Origin of the sequence: Neisseria perflava (assembly GCF_019334725.1) — a bacterium.
Taxonomy (GTDB): Bacteria; Pseudomonadota; Gammaproteobacteria; order Burkholderiales; family Neisseriaceae; genus Neisseria; species Neisseria subflava_A.
Map to the genome: position 1 here is coordinate 1,519,409 of NZ_CP079818.1, position 16,644 is coordinate 1,536,052.

At 49.6% G+C, this 16,644-nt stretch carries 12 protein-coding genes and 1 other RNA gene; 8 read left to right on the plus strand and 5 right to left on the minus strand.

The window, feature by feature from the left end; all coding sequences use genetic code 11:
- Nucleotides 1-23 precede the first annotated feature (23 nt).
- Entirely contained in the window at nucleotides 24-884 is an 861-nt protein-coding gene (gene cysW, locus LPB400_RS07305; RefSeq protein WP_070460696.1) for a sulfate ABC transporter permease subunit CysW, read from the plus strand.
- The gene (locus tag LPB400_RS07310) at nucleotides 881-1,954 is read left to right on the plus strand and encodes a sulfate/molybdate ABC transporter ATP-binding protein (RefSeq protein WP_063075725.1); all 1,074 of its coding nucleotides are present in this window, start codon (nucleotides 881-883) and stop codon (nucleotides 1,952-1,954) included. Before cysW ends, LPB400_RS07310 begins: the two co-directional genes overlap by 4 nt.
- A gap of 54 nt (nucleotides 1,955-2,008) precedes the next feature.
- Here LPB400_RS07310 and ung read toward each other — a convergent pair whose 3' ends face one another.
- Nucleotides 2,009-2,668, minus strand: a complete 660-nt coding sequence (ung, locus tag LPB400_RS07315) for a uracil-DNA glycosylase (protein WP_107792020.1) — start codon at nucleotides 2,666-2,668, stop codon at nucleotides 2,009-2,011.
- Nucleotides 2,669-2,857: 189 nt separating this feature from the next.
- Here ung and LPB400_RS07320 point away from each other — a divergent pair, with 189 nt between their 5' ends.
- From LPB400_RS07320 to LPB400_RS07335, 4 genes are all read left to right on the plus strand, one after another.
- Nucleotides 2,858-4,120 carry a multifunctional CCA addition/repair protein gene (locus LPB400_RS07320; protein ID WP_219088572.1) on the plus strand — a complete coding sequence of 421 codons (1,263 nt, stop codon included), beginning with the start codon at nucleotides 2,858-2,860 and terminating at the stop codon, nucleotides 4,118-4,120.
- A gap of 234 nt (nucleotides 4,121-4,354) precedes the next feature.
- Nucleotides 4,355-4,708, plus strand: coding sequence for a hypothetical protein (locus LPB400_RS07325; RefSeq protein ID WP_219088574.1), 354 nt, complete (start codon nucleotides 4,355-4,357; stop codon nucleotides 4,706-4,708).
- 232 nt (nucleotides 4,709-4,940) lie between these two features.
- Entirely contained in the window at nucleotides 4,941-5,252 is a 312-nt protein-coding gene (locus LPB400_RS07330; protein WP_003683532.1) for a hypothetical protein, read from the plus strand.
- Between the two features lie 167 nt (nucleotides 5,253-5,419).
- A complete protein-coding gene (locus LPB400_RS07335) occupies nucleotides 5,420-6,637 on the plus strand; it encodes a uracil-xanthine permease family protein (RefSeq protein WP_219088576.1) in 1,218 nt (405 codons plus the stop codon).
- Nucleotides 6,638-6,754: 117 nt separating this feature from the next.
- Here LPB400_RS07335 and ffs read toward each other — a convergent pair.
- Nucleotides 6,755-6,851, minus strand: an RNA gene (gene ffs, locus LPB400_RS07340) — signal recognition particle sRNA small type.
- A 260-nt stretch (nucleotides 6,852-7,111) separates the two neighbouring features.
- On the opposite strand from ffs, the gene LPB400_RS07345 reads away from it, so the two are divergent.
- A complete protein-coding gene (locus LPB400_RS07345) occupies nucleotides 7,112-10,945 on the plus strand; it encodes a DUF3683 domain-containing protein (protein WP_219088578.1) in 3,834 nt (1,277 codons plus the stop codon).
- Between the two features lie 186 nt (nucleotides 10,946-11,131).
- Here the strand turns inward: LPB400_RS07345 and LPB400_RS07350 are convergent, their stop codons facing one another.
- The 3 genes from LPB400_RS07350 to LPB400_RS07360 are packed head-to-tail and all read right to left on the minus strand — an operon-like array spanning nucleotide 11,132 to nucleotide 14,060.
- Entirely contained in the window at nucleotides 11,132-12,586 is a 1,455-nt protein-coding gene (locus LPB400_RS07350) for a LutB/LldF family L-lactate oxidation iron-sulfur protein (protein ID WP_049344815.1), read from the minus strand.
- Nucleotides 12,583-13,284, minus strand: a complete 702-nt coding sequence (locus LPB400_RS07355) for a LutC/YkgG family protein (RefSeq protein WP_070460702.1) — start codon at nucleotides 13,282-13,284, stop codon at nucleotides 12,583-12,585. Before LPB400_RS07355 ends, LPB400_RS07350 begins: the two co-directional genes overlap by 4 nt.
- Nucleotides 13,281-14,060 carry a (Fe-S)-binding protein gene (locus LPB400_RS07360; protein WP_070647216.1) on the minus strand — a complete coding sequence of 260 codons (780 nt, stop codon included), beginning with the start codon at nucleotides 14,058-14,060 and terminating at the stop codon, nucleotides 13,281-13,283. The genes LPB400_RS07355 and LPB400_RS07360 overlap by 4 nt, the downstream gene beginning before the upstream one ends.
- A 666-nt stretch (nucleotides 14,061-14,726) precedes the next feature.
- Here LPB400_RS07360 and LPB400_RS07365 point away from each other — a divergent pair.
- Nucleotides 14,727-16,637, plus strand: a complete 1,911-nt coding sequence (locus LPB400_RS07365) for an alpha-amylase family protein (RefSeq protein WP_107769370.1) — start codon at nucleotides 14,727-14,729, stop codon at nucleotides 16,635-16,637.
- Nucleotides 16,638-16,644 lie beyond the last annotated feature (7 nt).

The following is a 16,644-nucleotide window of genomic DNA, read 5'->3' on the forward strand; positions in this document are numbered from 1 at the left end:
GAATAAATAGAGACTTCACTAACATGAAAACCCATTCCACTAATCCAAACTTGAGCGAACCGCGTTGGCTGCGCGTATTGCTGACTGCTACCGCCTTGGGCTTTCTGCTGCTGATGCTGGTCGTGCCTTTGGTTGCCGTATTCTATGAGGCCTTAAAAGGCGGTTGGGATTTATACCTGCAATCCTTGACCGATCCCGAGGCATGGTCTGCCATCAAATTGACGCTGATTACCGCGCTGATTGTCGTCCCCGTCAATGCCGTCTTGGGCGTGGCGATGGCGTGGCTGCTGACCCGTTTCGACTTCCGCGGCAAGCAGTTGCTGACTACCCTGCTCGATTTGCCGTTTTCCGTATCGCCCGTGGTGGCCGGTTTGATGTTCGTCTTATTGTTCGGCGCGCACACGGCATTGGGCGGCTGGCTGGAAGCGCAAGGCATACAGATTATCTTCGCCATCCCCGGCATTATTTTGGCGACGCTGTTCGTTACCTTCCCCTTTGTTGCGCGCGAAATCATTCCTTTGATGCAGGCGCAGGGCGACAGCGAAGAACAGGCCGCGCTGATTCTCGGCGCAAGCGGCTGGCAGATGTTTTGGCGCGTTACCCTGCCCAACATCAAATGGGCGCTGCTCTACGGCATCATCCTCACCAACGCCCGCGCAATGGGCGAGTTCGGCGCGGTCAGCGTGGTATCGGGACACATACGCGGCGAAACCAACACCATCCCGCTTTTGGTTGAAATCTTCTACAACGAATACAACTTCACCGGCGCATTCGCCCTCTCCAGCGTATTGGCACTTTTAGCCTTGGCTACCTTGCTGGTGCAAAACATCATTACCAAATTACAAGATAAAAAACTCGCCGCCGCCGAAAGGAACGCAGCATGAGCATCACTATTCAAAACTTAAACAAACACTTCGGAGCGTTCCACGCGCTGAAAAACATCAACCTCAACGTCCCCACCGGCAAACTCGTTTCCCTGCTCGGCCCTTCCGGCTGCGGCAAAACCACGCTCTTGCGCATTATTGCCGGGCTGGAAAACGCCGACGGTGGCCAAATTCTCTTTGACGGGCAAGACGTCACCGCCAAGCATGTGCGCGAGCGCAAAGTCGGTTTCGTGTTCCAACACTACGCCCTCTTCCGCCACATGAACGTGTTTGACAACGTCGCCTTCGGTTTGACCGTATTGCCCAAATCCGAACGCCCATCCAAAGAACAAATCCGCGCCAAAGTCGAAGAACTGCTCAAACTCGTGCAGCTCTCCCACCTCGCCAAATCCTATCCGCACCAGCTCTCCGGCGGCCAACGCCAACGTATCGCCCTTGCCCGTGCGCTTGCGGTCGAACCGAAACTCCTGCTTTTGGACGAACCCTTCGGCGCACTGGATGCCAAAGTGCGCAAAGAATTACGCACTTGGTTGCGCGACATCCATCACAACCTAGGCGTAACCAGCATTTTAGTAACACACGACCAAGAAGAAGCCCTCGAAGTTTCTGACGAAATTGTCGTCATGAACCACGGCAAAATCGAACAAACCGGCAGCGCCGAAGCCATTTACCGTAAACCTGAAAACGCCTTCGTTACCGAGTTCTTAGGCGAAACCGACGCTTTTGAAGGACGCATCGAAAAAGGCATCTGGCACTACAACGGCTTCGCGTGGAAATTGGACGCGCACTACAAATGGCAGGAACAAACCGCTATCGGCTATATCCGCCCACACGAATGGCAGCTTGCAGCCGAAAACGAAACACCGATGATTCGTGCCAAAATCGAAAAAATCCACGCCGTCGGCGCATTGACGCATATTTTGGTGAAACACGACAAACAGGACGTACATATCACGCTGGCAGGCAGCGATGCCGCGCGTTACCAAATCGCCGAAGGCAAAGAATTGAACCTGATTCCGAAACAGGTTTATGTCTTTTCTCAAAACGAACTGATTGAATATTCGATTTGAGACTAAATCATAAGGTCGTCTGAAAATCTGCTTTCAGACGGCCTTTCATCTTATTCAAACCTGCCAATCAATCGGCTCTAAACCATGCGCCTGCAAATAAGCGTTTGCCTGCGAAAAATGTTTGCAGCCGAAAAAGCCACGATACGCCGATAAAGGCGAAGGGTGCGGCGCGGTCAGCACCAAATGACGGCTGCGGTCGATAAACGCGCCTTTCTTCTGCGCATGGCTGCCCCACAGCATAAAGACCAAATGCTCGCGTTCCTTATCCAATTGTCGGATAACTTCATCGGTAAACGCCTCCCAACCAAAAGTCGCATGAGAATGAGCCGAACCAGCACGGACAGTCAACACCGTGTTCAACAGCAACACGCCCTGTTCCGCCCAATGCTGCAAATAGCCGTGTTGCGGAATCTGAAAATCCTCAATATCCGTCGCCAACTCTTTATAAATATTGACCAGCGATGGCGGCACCGCAATTTCAGATTGCACGGAAAACGCCAAACCATGCGCCTGCCCCGCGCCGTGATACGGGTCTTGCCCCAAAATCACTACTTTTACATTTCCGAATTCAGTCGTCCGAAAGGCATTGAATACGTCACGTTCAGGCGGATAAACGGTTATCCCCGCCTGCCTTTCATGGCGTACCTTCTCCAAAATCATTTGAAAATACGCCTTTTCTTTTTCCGCACCAATTGCCTCGTGCCAAGTCTGCATTGTTTACCGCTCCGTATTTGAATGGACTTATTATAAAGGATATGCCGCATAACGATATGGTTTGTTGCCGCCGGACTGAATCTTATCGACAGCAACAAGCCTAAAGCCTCATAATAGCGTTCTGACTCAGGCCGTCTGAAAACCCAATACGGCTTTTCAGACGGCCTTTTTATATCGTTCGATTTTTATATGAATACACAAACCATCAAAACCTATCTTGTCGGCGGCGCCGTCCGCGACCATCTGTTAGGCCTGCCCGTCAAAGACCGCGACTGGGTAGTCGTCGGTGCAGATGCGCAAACCATGTTGGCTCAAGGCTATCAACCTGTCGGCAAGGATTTTCCCGTCTTTCTCCATCCGGACAGCCACGAAGAATACGCCCTCGCCCGTACCGAGCGCAAAACCGCCAAAGGTTATGCCGGATTTAGCTTTCATGCAGATAAAGACGTTACGCTGGAACAAGACCTGATGCGCCGCGACCTGACCATCAATGCCATGGCTCAAGATTCAGACGGCACGATCATCGATCCTTTTGGCGGACAACAAGATTTGGCGGCCGGCATCCTGCGCCACGTTTCGCCTGCCTTTGCCGAAGATCCCGTGCGGATTTTGCGTATCGCCCGTTTTGCCGCGCGTTATGGTTTTCAAATTGCCGATGAAACCATGTCGCTGATGCGGAAAATGGTAGAAAACGGCGAGGCGGATGCCTTGGTTGCCGAACGCGTCTGGCAGGAATTGGCCAAAGGCTTGATGGAGAAAAATCCGCGCCGAATGATTGAAGTTTTGCGCGAATGCGGCGCACTCAAAGTTTTACTGCCAGAAGTCGATGCCCTTTTCGGCGTACCGCAACGCGCCGACTATCATCCCGAAATCGACAGCGGTATTCATACTCTGATGGTTGTACAACGAGCCGCCGAGATGAACCTCTCCCTCGCCGAACGCTATGCCGCCTTATTGCACGACTTGGGCAAGGCAAAAACACCGGCCGATATCCTGCCGAAACACTACGGACACGACGTCAACGGCGTCGAGCCCGTCCGCGAAGTCAATCAACGCCTGCGTGCGCCCAAACACTGCGCCGAGCTTGCCGAACTTGTCTGCCGTTGGCACATCATGTTCCATCAAGTCGGGCAGTTCAAAAGCAAAACCATTTTGAATGTTTTGAAAAAAACCGACGCATTCCGCCGCCCCGAACGTTTTCAGACGGCCTTAAACGTCTGTATGGCCGACAAACAAGGCCGTCTGAATCTTGAAAACACGCCTTATCCGCAGCGTGAACACTGGCTGGCCTTACTTGAGGCTGCCAACCAAGTAGATGCAGGCAAAATTGCCGCCGAGTGCCGCGCGCAAGGCAAAGCCCATTTAATTGCCGAACAGATCGATCATGCCCGCTTGGCGCAAATTACACCGCTGCAAAAAGCGTATCAGGCTGAAAAAATAGGAGGCTATTGATGACATCTTCGCGTTATAAAATCGAGCGCATACCCGACGGCATTGCCGTATCTGCACGTGTTGTACAAAATTATTACATGCACCGGTTCGTTTTACCTCATTTATCTCAAATTGGAGATTTGCATAAATGTTTGCGGATCTTACCGCTTCCATTTAAAATTCCTCAATAATAGAAGTTAGGTTTTCTATTGATGGGATTATTAAATTTGAGAATAAAATCAGAAAAGGACAATAATGCAAAAACAATTCGATTTATTAAATAATATATGCTCAATATTTTTTTCGGCTCTAGAAAAGTTTAATTTCTTAGAGTATGAATATAAATTTAATCCAGAAGAAGCCTGGGTTGGAACGAAATTAATAACTAAACTTGACGGCAATCCAGTACAAATAACACTATCAGAGCAAAATGAAGACAAATTGATAGATTTATGTCAAGAACTACATGATGAAATGCAAGCTCATACCGGTGGTGATTGGAGAAAATTTATTCTGACTATCAATGAAAGCGGAGAAGCTAACACAAAGTTCATTTATGAAATCCAATCTGTTCTGGATGAACTTGAAGATGAAGATTATTTTGCTTAAGATGAAATATGGTTAATTTTTGATGAGCTTTTAAAACTTATTGAAAGTTAACCATATTTTTAATTATTGGACGTTGGTATAGTTTTCTATTGTCAGAAATTTCCGAATGGCAGTTTCGTGACAATATTCCCAAAGCTCCTGTTGCAAGAGGAAGGAAAGCTAGGTCCCCGACAGCCGCCACAATATCCGCTATAATCTGCATTTTGACCATCTTATTTCAACAATAAAAATCATGACTATCCAGACCGATTTACTTCACGAAAAAATCAGCAATGAAGATTATCAACGCCTCATTATCAAACACAGCGAATCTTTCAGCGACGGCGAAATCCGCCTATTAAACGAAATCCTTGAAAAATTCCGCTTTGATGTCGTACAGGCGCAAGCTTTGGCGCAAGCCGTCATGCAGCAGGTGCGCTTCGATCCAAACGACTACCATATCGACAGCGATGATGAAGACACAACCGGCATCTGTCCGCACTGCATCAATCCACCCATGCCGCCCCTGCGCGATTATTTGGTTTGGCGCGAAACTCGCGGCTAAAAATTTTCCTAATCGATTTTGATAAGTTATTAATCATTCACTATCGAATAAGGCCGTCTGAACAGGTGTCATCGTTACATTTGCTCAGACGGCCTTTTGTAAATAAATATTCATGACTAGGATAAATCAGTATAATCTGCGCCGTTTGAATTTTCTTCGGAGCTTTTATGAACCAGCTTAAAACGGCGGTAGCCGGTGCGCAGATTTTATTTGTCGCATTCGGTGCCATGGTGCTTGTGCCGCTTCTGACGGGACTGAACCCGGCTTTGGCATTATTGGGCGCAGGCTTGGGCACTTTGTTGTTCCAATTGGTTACCAAACGTAAAGTGCCGATTTTCCTCGGCTCTTCTTTTGCCTTTATTGCACCGATTATCTACTCCATCGGCGAATGGGGCCTGCCTTCTACCATGTTCGGCCTGTTTGCAGCAGGTTTCATGTACTTTGTCTTTGCCGCACTGATCAGATGGCGCGGTCTGGATGCGGTACACAAGCTGTTGCCGCCCGTGGTTATCGGCCCGGTGATTATGGTAATCGGCTTGTCCGTGGCCGCAGCAGCCAGCAACATGGCCATGGGTCAGGCAGATGGAAAACAGGTCATCGACTACATTGACTCGCTGATTCTGTCCGGCTTTACCTTTGCGGTAACCGTCATTGTTTCTGTCTTCGGCAGCAAAATGATGAAGCTGATTCCGATTCTGATCGGCGTGGCTTCCGGCTATGTGTTGGCTCTGATCATGGGCTTGGTCGATACCAGTGCCATCATCAACGCTCCTTGGTTTGCCGTCCCTCATTTTGAAACGCCTCAAGTCAACTGGCAGGCTGCCTTGTTTATGTTGCCCGTTGCCATTGCCCCGGCCATCGAACACATCGGCGGCATTATGGCCATCGGTAATGTAACCGGCAAAAACTACACTCAAGACCCGGGCTTGGACAAAACCCTTGCCGGCGACGGCTTGGGCGTGTGCGTGGCCGGTTTGATCGGTGGCCCTCCTGTAACCACTTACGGCGAAGTAACCGGCGCGGTGATGATTACCAAAAACAGCAATCCCGTCATCATGACTTGGGCGGCAATTTTTGCGATTTTCATGGCGTTTTTCGGTAAGTTCAACGCGTTTTTGGCTTCAATTCCCATGCCGGTTATGGGCGGCATTATGTTGCTGCTGTTCGGTACAATCGCCTCTTTGGGCATCAAAACATTGATTGATGCGAAAGTCGATTTGATGCAGCCGAAAAATCTGGTTATCGTCAGCTCCGTATTGACCACCGGTATCGGCGGCATGATTATCAAAGTAGGTACTTTGAGCTTCGCCGGTGTAGGCTTGTGCGCCGTATTGGCCATTATCCTGAACTGCGTTTTGCCCAATACAAAATCAGAAGAAGCATAAATAGCTGGCTCATAAACTCAAAGGCCGTCTGAAAATGAGATTTCAGACGGCCTTTTTATTACGCTTTATACAATGAAAAATGCCGGAGACTCAACCATCTCCGGCATTTTTGAATAAGGTGGCGAGCCGAACCCCCGGCACTGGCTCATCAGAGTGGGCTGCTGGCTTCCGCCCCTGACCCGGTGTTCCGAATTACCATGCGGGGAGACCCGCCATAGAAGAAACGCATTATAGCGGTTTTACAGAAAAACTCAAGCGATAAAATCTGTCAGGCCGTCTAAAAATCATTTACACGACAAGATTGTAAACAATATTGCCTAGTTGCAAATCATTCCCATTGAAATGTTTATTGTCTTTTCCGTTGAAAAATATCGAAAATTACACTACATTAACACTTTGCGCCATCAAGAAGAAATTGCATTTTTCAGACGGCCTTTAATATAAAAACATTACATCCATCAACGGAACACGACCATGACCACGACTACTGCCCCTCAGCGTATTCGAGAAATCCCCTATAACTATACTTCTTATACCGACCGCGAAATCGTCATCCGATTATTGGGCGACGAAGCGTGGCAAATCCTGCAAGACCTGCGCGGTCAACGCAAAACAGGACGTTCGGCACGAATGCTGTTTGAAGTATTGGGCGATATTTGGGTGGTCGTGCGCAATCCGTATCTGGTCGATGACTTGTTGGAGCACCCGAAACGCCGCGCCGCGCTGGTGCGTGAAATGCGCCACCGCTTAAATGAAATCCGCAAGCGCCGCGACGACAATCAGCAAGTGGATGTCTTGGTTGCCGCAGCAGAAAAAGCAGTCGAGCGTTTTGATAGCAGTTTTGATGAAACCATCCAAAAACGCCATCAGATTTTGGAACGCTTAAGTGAAATCACCAAGCCGCACAACATCATGTTTGACGGATTGGCGCGCGTAACGCACGTTACCGATGCGACCGACTGGCGCGTGGAGTATCCGTTTGTCGTTGTCAATCCTGATACCGAGGCAGAGATCGCGCCTTTGGTCCGCGCCTTAATCGAGTTGGACTTGGTCATTATCCCGCGCGGCGGCGGTACGGGTTATACCGGCGGCGCCGTGCCTTTAGACGCAAACAGCGCAGTCATCAATACCGAAAAACTCGACAAGCATCGCGGCGTCGAATACGTTGAGCTGGCAGGCTTAGACGGCAGACATCCGATTATCCATTGCGGCGCAGGCGTAGTAACCCGCCGAGTGGAAGAAACCGCACATCAGGCAGGCTTGGTGTTCGCCGTCGATCCGACCTCCGCCGATGCGTCTTGCGTAGGCGGTAATGTGGCGATGAATGCAGGCGGTAAAAAAGCCGTGCTGTGGGGTACTGCCTTGGACAACCTCGCCTACTGGAACATGGTTAACCCTCAAGGCGAATGGTTGCGTATCGAACGCGTGCGCCACAATTTCGGCAAAATCCACGATGAAGAAACCGCCATATTTGACGTACATACGCTGGATTCAGACGGTCTCAATATCGTTAAAACCGAACGCTTGGAAATCCCTGGCCACAAATTCCGCAAAGTCGGTTTGGGCAAAGACGTTACCGACAAATTCTTAAGCGGCCTGCCCGGCGTGCAGAAAGAAGGCACAGACGGCATCATCACCAGCGTCGCCTTCGTATTGCATAAAATGCCGAAATACACGCGCACCGTGTGTATGGAGTTTTTCGGTACGGTCGCCACTGCCACGCCGTCCATCGTCGAAATCCGCGACTTCTTGCTTGCCCATGAAAGCGTACGACTGGCCGGTTTGGAACATTTAGACTGGCGTTACGTCCGTGCCGTCGGTTATGCCACCAAAGCGGCAGGCAAAGGCCGACCTAAAATGGTCTTGCTGGCAGACGTGGTTTCCGACGATGAAGCCGCCGTGCAGGCAGCCGCCGAACACATCTGCGAACTCGCCCGCGCCCGTGACGGAGAAGGCTTTATCGCCATATCTCCAGAAGCGCGCAAAACCTTCTGGCTTGACCGCAGCCGCACCGCCGCCATCGCCAAACATACCAACGCCTTTAAAATCAACGAAGACGTGGTAATCCCACTCGAAAGGCTCGGTGAGTATTCAGACGGCATCGAACGCATCAACATTGAGCTTTCCATCCAAAACAAACTCAAACTCTGTGCCGCCTTGGAGCAATATCTGTCCGGCAAACTCCCCATCGACAAAATGGGAACAGACCTGCCAACCGCCGAACTGTTAGGTGAACGCGGCAAACACGCCCTAGCCCACGTTTCCTCTGTCAAAGCGCGTTGGGAATGGTTGCTTGCTAACTTGGATGCGCCACTTGCCGACTATAAAGCTCGCTATGGCGCATCCGTCCACGCCGCGCCCGAAGCCAAAGACAATGAAAGCTGCTTTATTGCCTTCCGCGATTTCCGCCTGCGTGTGTCTGTCAAAGCGGACGTAATGAAGCCGCTTTCTGAAATCTTCAGCGGCAAAACCGATACCAAAATTATTCAAGGTTTGGGCAAAATCCACGCCAAAACCGTGCGCAGCCGCGTCTTCGTCGCCCTGCATATGCACGCCGGCGACGGTAACGTTCATACCAATATTCCGGTTAACTCAGACGATGCCGAAATGCTTCAGACGGCCTACCGTTCGGTCGAACGCATTATGAAAATCGCCCGTTCGCTCGGCGGCGTGATTTCGGGCGAACACGGCATCGGCATCACCAAGCTCGAATTTTTGACCGATGAAGATTTGCAGCCGTTTTGGGACTACAAAAACCAAGTCGATCCCAAACACACCTTCAACCGTCACAAACTGATGAAAGGCTCGGACCTGCGCAACGCCTATACGCCGTCTTTCGAGCTTTTGGGGGCGGAATCGCTGATTATGGAAAAATCAGACCTCGGCACCATCGCCGATTCCGTCAAAGACTGCCTGCGCTGCGGAAAATGCAAACCTGTTTGCTCTACTCACGTTCCGCGTGCCAACCTGCTGTACAGCCCCCGCAACAAAATCCTCGGCGTAGGCTTGCTGACCGAAGCCTTCTTATACGAAGAACAAACCCGTCGTGGCGTTTCCGTCAAACATTTTGAAGAACTGATGGACATCGGCGACCACTGTACCGTGTGCCACCGCTGCGTTAAACCTTGCCCTGTCAATATCGACTTCGGCGATGTTACCGTAGCCGTACGCAACTACCTTGCCGATTCCGGTCACAAACGCTTTGCGCCTGTGGCTTCAATGGGCATGGCATTTTTGAACGCCACAGGCCCGAAAACCATCAAAGCCCTTCGCGCCGCCATGATACAGACCGGCTTCCCTGCGCAGAACTTTGCCTACAAAATCGGCAAGCTTCTTCCGATTGGCACCAAAAAGCAAAAAGCCGAACCGAAAGCTACCGTCGGTACCGCCTCAATCAAAGAACAGGTTATCCACTTCATCAACCGTCCTTTGCCGAAAAGCGTGCCTGCCAAAACTCCGCGCTCCATGCTGGGTATAGAAGACGACAAGAGTATTCCTATCATCCGCAATCCGGCTTCGCCGGAAGATGCCGAAGCCGTGTTCTACTTCCCAGGTTGTGGCTCTGAGCGCCTGTTCAGCCAAATCGGACTCGCCGTTCAAGCCATGCTTTGGCATGTCGGTGTACAAACCGTCCTGCCGCCGGGCTATATGTGTTGCGGCTATCCGCAAGACGCTGGCGGCAATAAGGCTAAAGCTGAAGAAATGAGCACCAACAACCGCGTGGCTTTCCACCGTATGGCAAACACCCTCAACTACCTCGACATTAAGACCGTCGTCGTCAGTTGCGGTACCTGCTACGACCAACTGGAAAAATACCGTTTTGAGGAAATCTTCCCAGGCTGCCGTATCATTGACATCCACGAATACCTGCTTGAAAAAGGGGTGCAGCTAAACGGCGTGCAAGGTCAGCAATACCTCTACCACGACCCTTGCCATACCCCGATTAAAACCATGAACGCCACCCAAATGGCCAGCAGCCTGATGGGACAAAAAGTCGTCTTAAGCGACCGCTGTTGCGGCGAGTCCGGTATGTTTGCCGTCAAACGACCAGACATTGCCACTCAGGTCAAGTTCCGCAAACAAGAGGAAATTGAGAAAAACCTCAAAGAGCTGCCGCAGGGCGAACCCGTCAAAATGCTCACCTCCTGCCCAGCCTGCCTGCAAGGCCTGAGCCGCTATGCCGACGACAACAATATGCCTGCCGACTACATCGTCATCGAAATGGCGAAACACATCCTCGGCGAAAACTGGCTGGATGAGTTTGTGAAAAAAGCCAATAACGGCGGTGTAGAAAAAGTATTGCTCTAAGGACTTAGACAAAACTTTTGGATGTAATAAAGGCCGTCTGAAAATCTTTCAGACGGCCTTTTTATTCAAAATAATCAAAATACAATAATCAAATCAAATGCCTTTACAAATAGCGATGCTACACCAGCAGTATTTAATAAAAAATAAAACCTGAAGCTTTTATCCCCCAGGTTTTATTTTCAAGTCTTATGCTTTTTCTTGCTGACGTTTTCTTTCTGCCATCATCTCATGCAATGTTTGCTTGGCAGGTTTCATCGGAACATGGTTATTGGTCCAGCTTAACTGCTTGCTTGGCGTCAATGCACGGAATTTGGTAGCAGCCCAGCCGAATGCTCGATAAGCTTTACTGCCGCTGAAAATACCGTTAAACGTACGCCATGCCATTTGTTCGCCGAAAGTATGCGATGCACCTTGACCACGGATAGGATGAGGAACGGTTTCGGTTGGCGAACGTTGTGCTTCAACACGCAGACGTTGCATTTGTTCGGTAATCGGAATGCGTACCGGACAAACTTCAACGCAGGCGCCACACATGGTACACGCAGTCGGCAGATCGCGTGTCGCATCCAAGCCTAACAAATGCGGAGAGATAATCTCGCCAATTGGGCCGGGATAAGTCGTACCGTAAGCCGCGCCACCGATACGGGTATAAACCGGACAGTGGTTCATACACGCACCGCAACGGATACATTGCAAGGTGCGGCGCATTTGATCTTCTGCATAAGCTTGGCTACGGCCGTTATCAAGCAGTACCAAGTGCATTTCTTGAGGACCGTCAAGCTCTTCGCTACGGCGAGGGCCGGTAATCATATTGAAATAAGTAGTAATGTTCTGACCAATGGCGGAGCGTGGCAACAGGCTGTACAAAGGTGGAACATCCGACAGCTTCGCAACCACTTTTTCAATACCGGTAATGGCGATGTGCACAGGCGGTACAGTGGTACTCAAGCGGCCGTTGCCTTCGTTTTCGACCAGACACAAAGTGCCTGTTTCCGCAACGGCAAAGTTCACACCGCTCAAACCGACATCGGCAGTACTGTAAATATCGCGCAATGCTTTACGCGCAAATCCGGTCAACTGGTCTACGTCGTCTGTTAATGGAGTGCCGAGGTTTTGATGGAAAAGCTCGCTAACCTGCTCTTTGGTCTTGTGAATGGCAGGCATCACGATATGGGTTGGTTTCTCACCGGCCATTTGAACGATAAACTCGCCCAAGTCGCTCTCAATCGCTTTAATGCCTTGATCTTGCAGATAATGGTTCAGCTCAATCTCTTCGCTGACCATAGATTTGCCTTTCACCATCAGCTTACCGTTTTTATCGGTAATGATGTTGTGAATGATTTGGCAGGCTTCGGCAGGTGTTTCCGCCCAGTGGACTTTAACGCCCAACTTGGTCAGGTTTTCTTCCAACTGTTCCAATAATGCAGGCAATTTGGACAACGAACGTTGACGGACATGTTCACACAAGTCACGCAGGCTTTGCAGCTCTTCTTCATCTGTCAAAACGGCTTTGCGCTTGGTCATCAACATATCCATCGCCGTGCGCAAGCTTTTACGCAGAGGCTTGTCTTGCAAAGAAATCGCAGCGTTTTGCTTGAACGTTTCCGGCTTCATATGGAATTTAATGGTTTGGGAACTCATGCTTTTTCCTCCAAATCGGCAGGGGAAATGTGATCAGGCAGAACGGCCAAAACCACTAAATCGCGCGGGCCGTGTGCACCATAGGCCAAAGTCAATTGAATATCGGCAGTCTTAGACGGGCCGGAAATCAAAATAACGTTGGTAGGCATGCCTTTTTCTACCAGTTTTTCGCCTTCAACAGCATTATGGAATTCGTTGTACATTTTGCTGGTGTCAAACAGGCAAAAATGCACAGGCGGCACCAAACTCAGGCTGCGCGGCTCGACAGGGCTGGACTCCAGCATAATCGTACCGGTACGGGCAATACCGCATTTAGAGCCGCTAAAACCAGCCTCAATATCGGTAAAGAATTCGTTTTTCCAGTCGTCGATTTTTCGCTCAAAACCACGCACTTCAATATTGGTATCGGCCAAAGCTGCACGAGCCAGCTGACCATGTTCTGTTTCCAAGGGAAGCAGAATGTTTTTCAAGCCTTTGCCTTCGGCTGCTTGGCGGAATACTTGCGGCCAGTTAGATTTAGTAACCCAATAGATTTCCGTTTTGACGGCACGCATGGCAGCCGCCCAATGTTTCAAACGCTCGACATCGTTTGCCCAAGAAACACCCATTTCACGGTAATAATCGAAAACCGGCGGTTCTTCCATCGGCAAGGCATCGGCTTTTTTCAATTTCGCTAAAATATTTTCGCGCGCGCTCATGCTTTACCTCCGGTACGTTCCAATAGGAAAGATGCAATATGTTTCGGACGTGGCATATTGGGTTCGTCTTTGGCAATTTTGCCGCCGATATTCATCATGCAGCCGCAATCCGCGCTGATGATTTCAGTTGCGCCTGTTTCTTTTAAGGCTGCGACTTTGTCGGTTACCATCGCACCGGAAATATCGGCTTGTTTCACAGAGAATGTACCGCCAAAACCGCAGCACTCGCTTTCATGGTCGTGAACGATACGTTCAACATTTTCCATGCCGTCAATCAGCTGCCAGCCTGACACATGGACATTCATCTCACGACGCGCCGCGCAGGAAGTATGGACAGCCACTTTAACCGGCTCACCTTTATCTTCAGGTTTGTAACCAATCGCCAGCAGGAAGTGGGTAAATTCAATGATACGGTTGGCGCAATCAATGGCTTTTTGTTCGTACTCGGTACCTTTAAACAAAGTCGGCCAGTGGTGTTTCATCATGCCGCCGCAAGAACCGGAAGGCACGACAATCGGCCAATTTTCAGGGAATAAATCCAGTTGCGCTTTGGCAACATCAAAGGCTTCTTTAGGATGACCTGACGAATAGGCCGGTTGGCCGCAGCAGCTTTGTTCCATCGGATAATGGATACGGATACCCTGTTGTTCGATTAAAGTGATGGCATCCATGCCTGCTTCTGGCATAAAAAGGTCGAGAACGCAAGTACCGAAGAAATAAGCATCAGTTGGCTTGCTGTCGAATACGGTGATTTGTGGTGGTTTGATTGCACTCATTTTTTTGTAACGGGACAACCCGTTTTCTTGTGTAAAAATAAGATGGATACTTTAAGTAATTGCTTGTAATGGGTCAAGTCTAATTTTAAAAAATAATATTAAAAAAGCATGACAAACCAAACAAACACCTTTTCCTTATTAACTTGATAATCTACATAATAACCACTATCAATAAGAAAACTGATGGATTCATTTTTTAATGAATGAAATTCGTACATTCCCTCTCTATTTAAAACAGAATAACTGCCTCTTTCTAGAATTTTGATTTACATCAGAAGTCATGAACTTAATCTCCATGACACGTTTTTAGATGAAATAAGTAATCCGCTATGTTGCACATATGTTTCAGACGGCCATATTGAAATAAAGAGATATCTAAGATAATAAAAATAAAAGTTTTTCTCACAAACTCAGGCCGTCTGAAAGATAAGTTCGTCAAAAGGCCGCTTTTCATATGCTCAACTCTACTTTTAATCAAAATCAAACACTTGAAAAAACCTTTTCCGGAGCCGCGAAAACCCTATGCACACTCAAGCACTTCCAGTATCATTGAGACAGTTTCTTGACGCAAAATTACAGTCTTAGCCGCCCACAATCGGCATGGATTTGCAAAAGAAGTGAAACCAAGCTTCAAAACAATTTCACCTTAACTTCGGAGTAGGCATTATGTTGACCCAGACTCAACAGGTTGATTTGACCTTGCATCACCTTAAAGAACGCACCCTATCGATTTATACCCCCGAACAGCGTGCAAGCATCGAGACATCTGAAGACTGGAAACAGTTTGACAGACGACTTGAGGAACACTTCCCAAAACTGATGCACGAGCTGGACAATGTTTACAACAACAACGAAGCCGTCCTCCCCATGTTGGAGCAACTGATTGCCCAAGCATGGCAAAGCTATTCCCAACGCAACTCATCCTTAAAAGACATCGATATCGCACGCGAAAACGATCCTGACTGGATTTTGTCCAACAAACAGGTTGGCGGCGTGTGCTACGTCGATTTGTTCGCAGGTGATCTGCAAGGCTTGAAAGCCAAAATCCCTTATTTCCAAGAATTGGGTCTGACCTATCTGCACCTAATGCCCCCGTTTAAATGCCCTGAAGGCAAAAGCGACGGCGGCTATGCTGTCAGCAGCTACCGCGATGTCAATCCGGCACTAGGCACAATAGACGACTTGCGTGATGTCATTGCCGCCTTGCACGAAGCAGGTATTTCCGCCGTTGTAGATTTCATCTTCAATCACACTTCTAACGAACACGAATGGGCAAAAGGCTGCGCCGCCGGTGATCCGCTCTACGACAACTTCTACTACATCTTCCCCGACCGCTGGATGCCCGACCAATACGACCGCACTCTGCGTGAAATCTTCCCCGACCAACACCCGGGCGGCTTCTCCCAACTGGAAGACGGACGCTGGGTATGGACAACATTCAACTCCTTCCAGTGGGACTTGAATTACAGCAACCCATGGGTATTCCGCGCTATGGCAGGCGAAATGATATTCCTTGCCAACTTGGGCGTTGATATTCTGCGCATGGATGCCGTTGCCTTTATTTGGAAGCAAATGGGCACAAGCTGCGAAAACCTGCCTCAGGCACACGCCCTGATTCGCGCGTTTAACTCCGTAATGCGTATCGCAGCGCCAGCCGTGTTCTTCAAATCCGAAGCCATCGTCCATCCTGACCAAGTTGTCCAATACATCAGCCAAGACGAATGCCAAATCGGCTACAACCCTCTGCAAATGGCATTGTTGTGGAACACCCTCGCCACACGCGAAGTCAACCTGCTCCATCAAGCACTAACCTACCGCCACAACCTGCCCGACCATACTGCATGGGTCAACTATGTCCGCAGTCATGACGACATCGGCTGGACATTTGCCGATGAGGACGCATGGCAGTTCGGTATTCACGGCTACGACCACCGACAATTCCTCAACCGCTTCTTCGTCAACCATTTCGACGGCAGCTTCGCGCGCGGTGTACCGTTCCAATACAACCCAAGCACAGGCGACTGCCGTGTCAGTGGTACAGCCGCAGCATTGGTCGGCTTGGCGCAAAACGATCCATATGCCGTTGAGCGCATCAAACTTTTGTACAGTATCGCTTTGAGTACCGGCGGCTTACCGCTGATTTATCTAGGCGACGAAGTCGGTACGCTCAACGACGACGACTGGTCGAACGACAGCAACAAGAGTGACGACAGCCGCTGGGCACACCGTCCTCGTTACAATGAGGAGTTGTACAACCAACGCCATGACAGCTCGACCACTGCCGGTCAAATCTTCCAAGGTTTGCGCCATATGATTTCCATCCGCCAAAGCAATCCGCGCTTTAATGGCGGTAGATTGGTCACCTTCAACACCAACAACAAACACATCATCGGCTATATGCGCAACAACGCGCTTTTGGCATTCGGTAACTTCAGCGAACAAGCGCAAACCATCAGTGCGCACACCTTGCAGGCCATGCCGTTCAAAGCGCACGATTTGATCAGCGGCCAAACCGTTTCTCTGAATCAGGACTTAGTACTGCAACCCTATCAAGTCATGTGGCTTGAAATTGCATAAGCCGAAA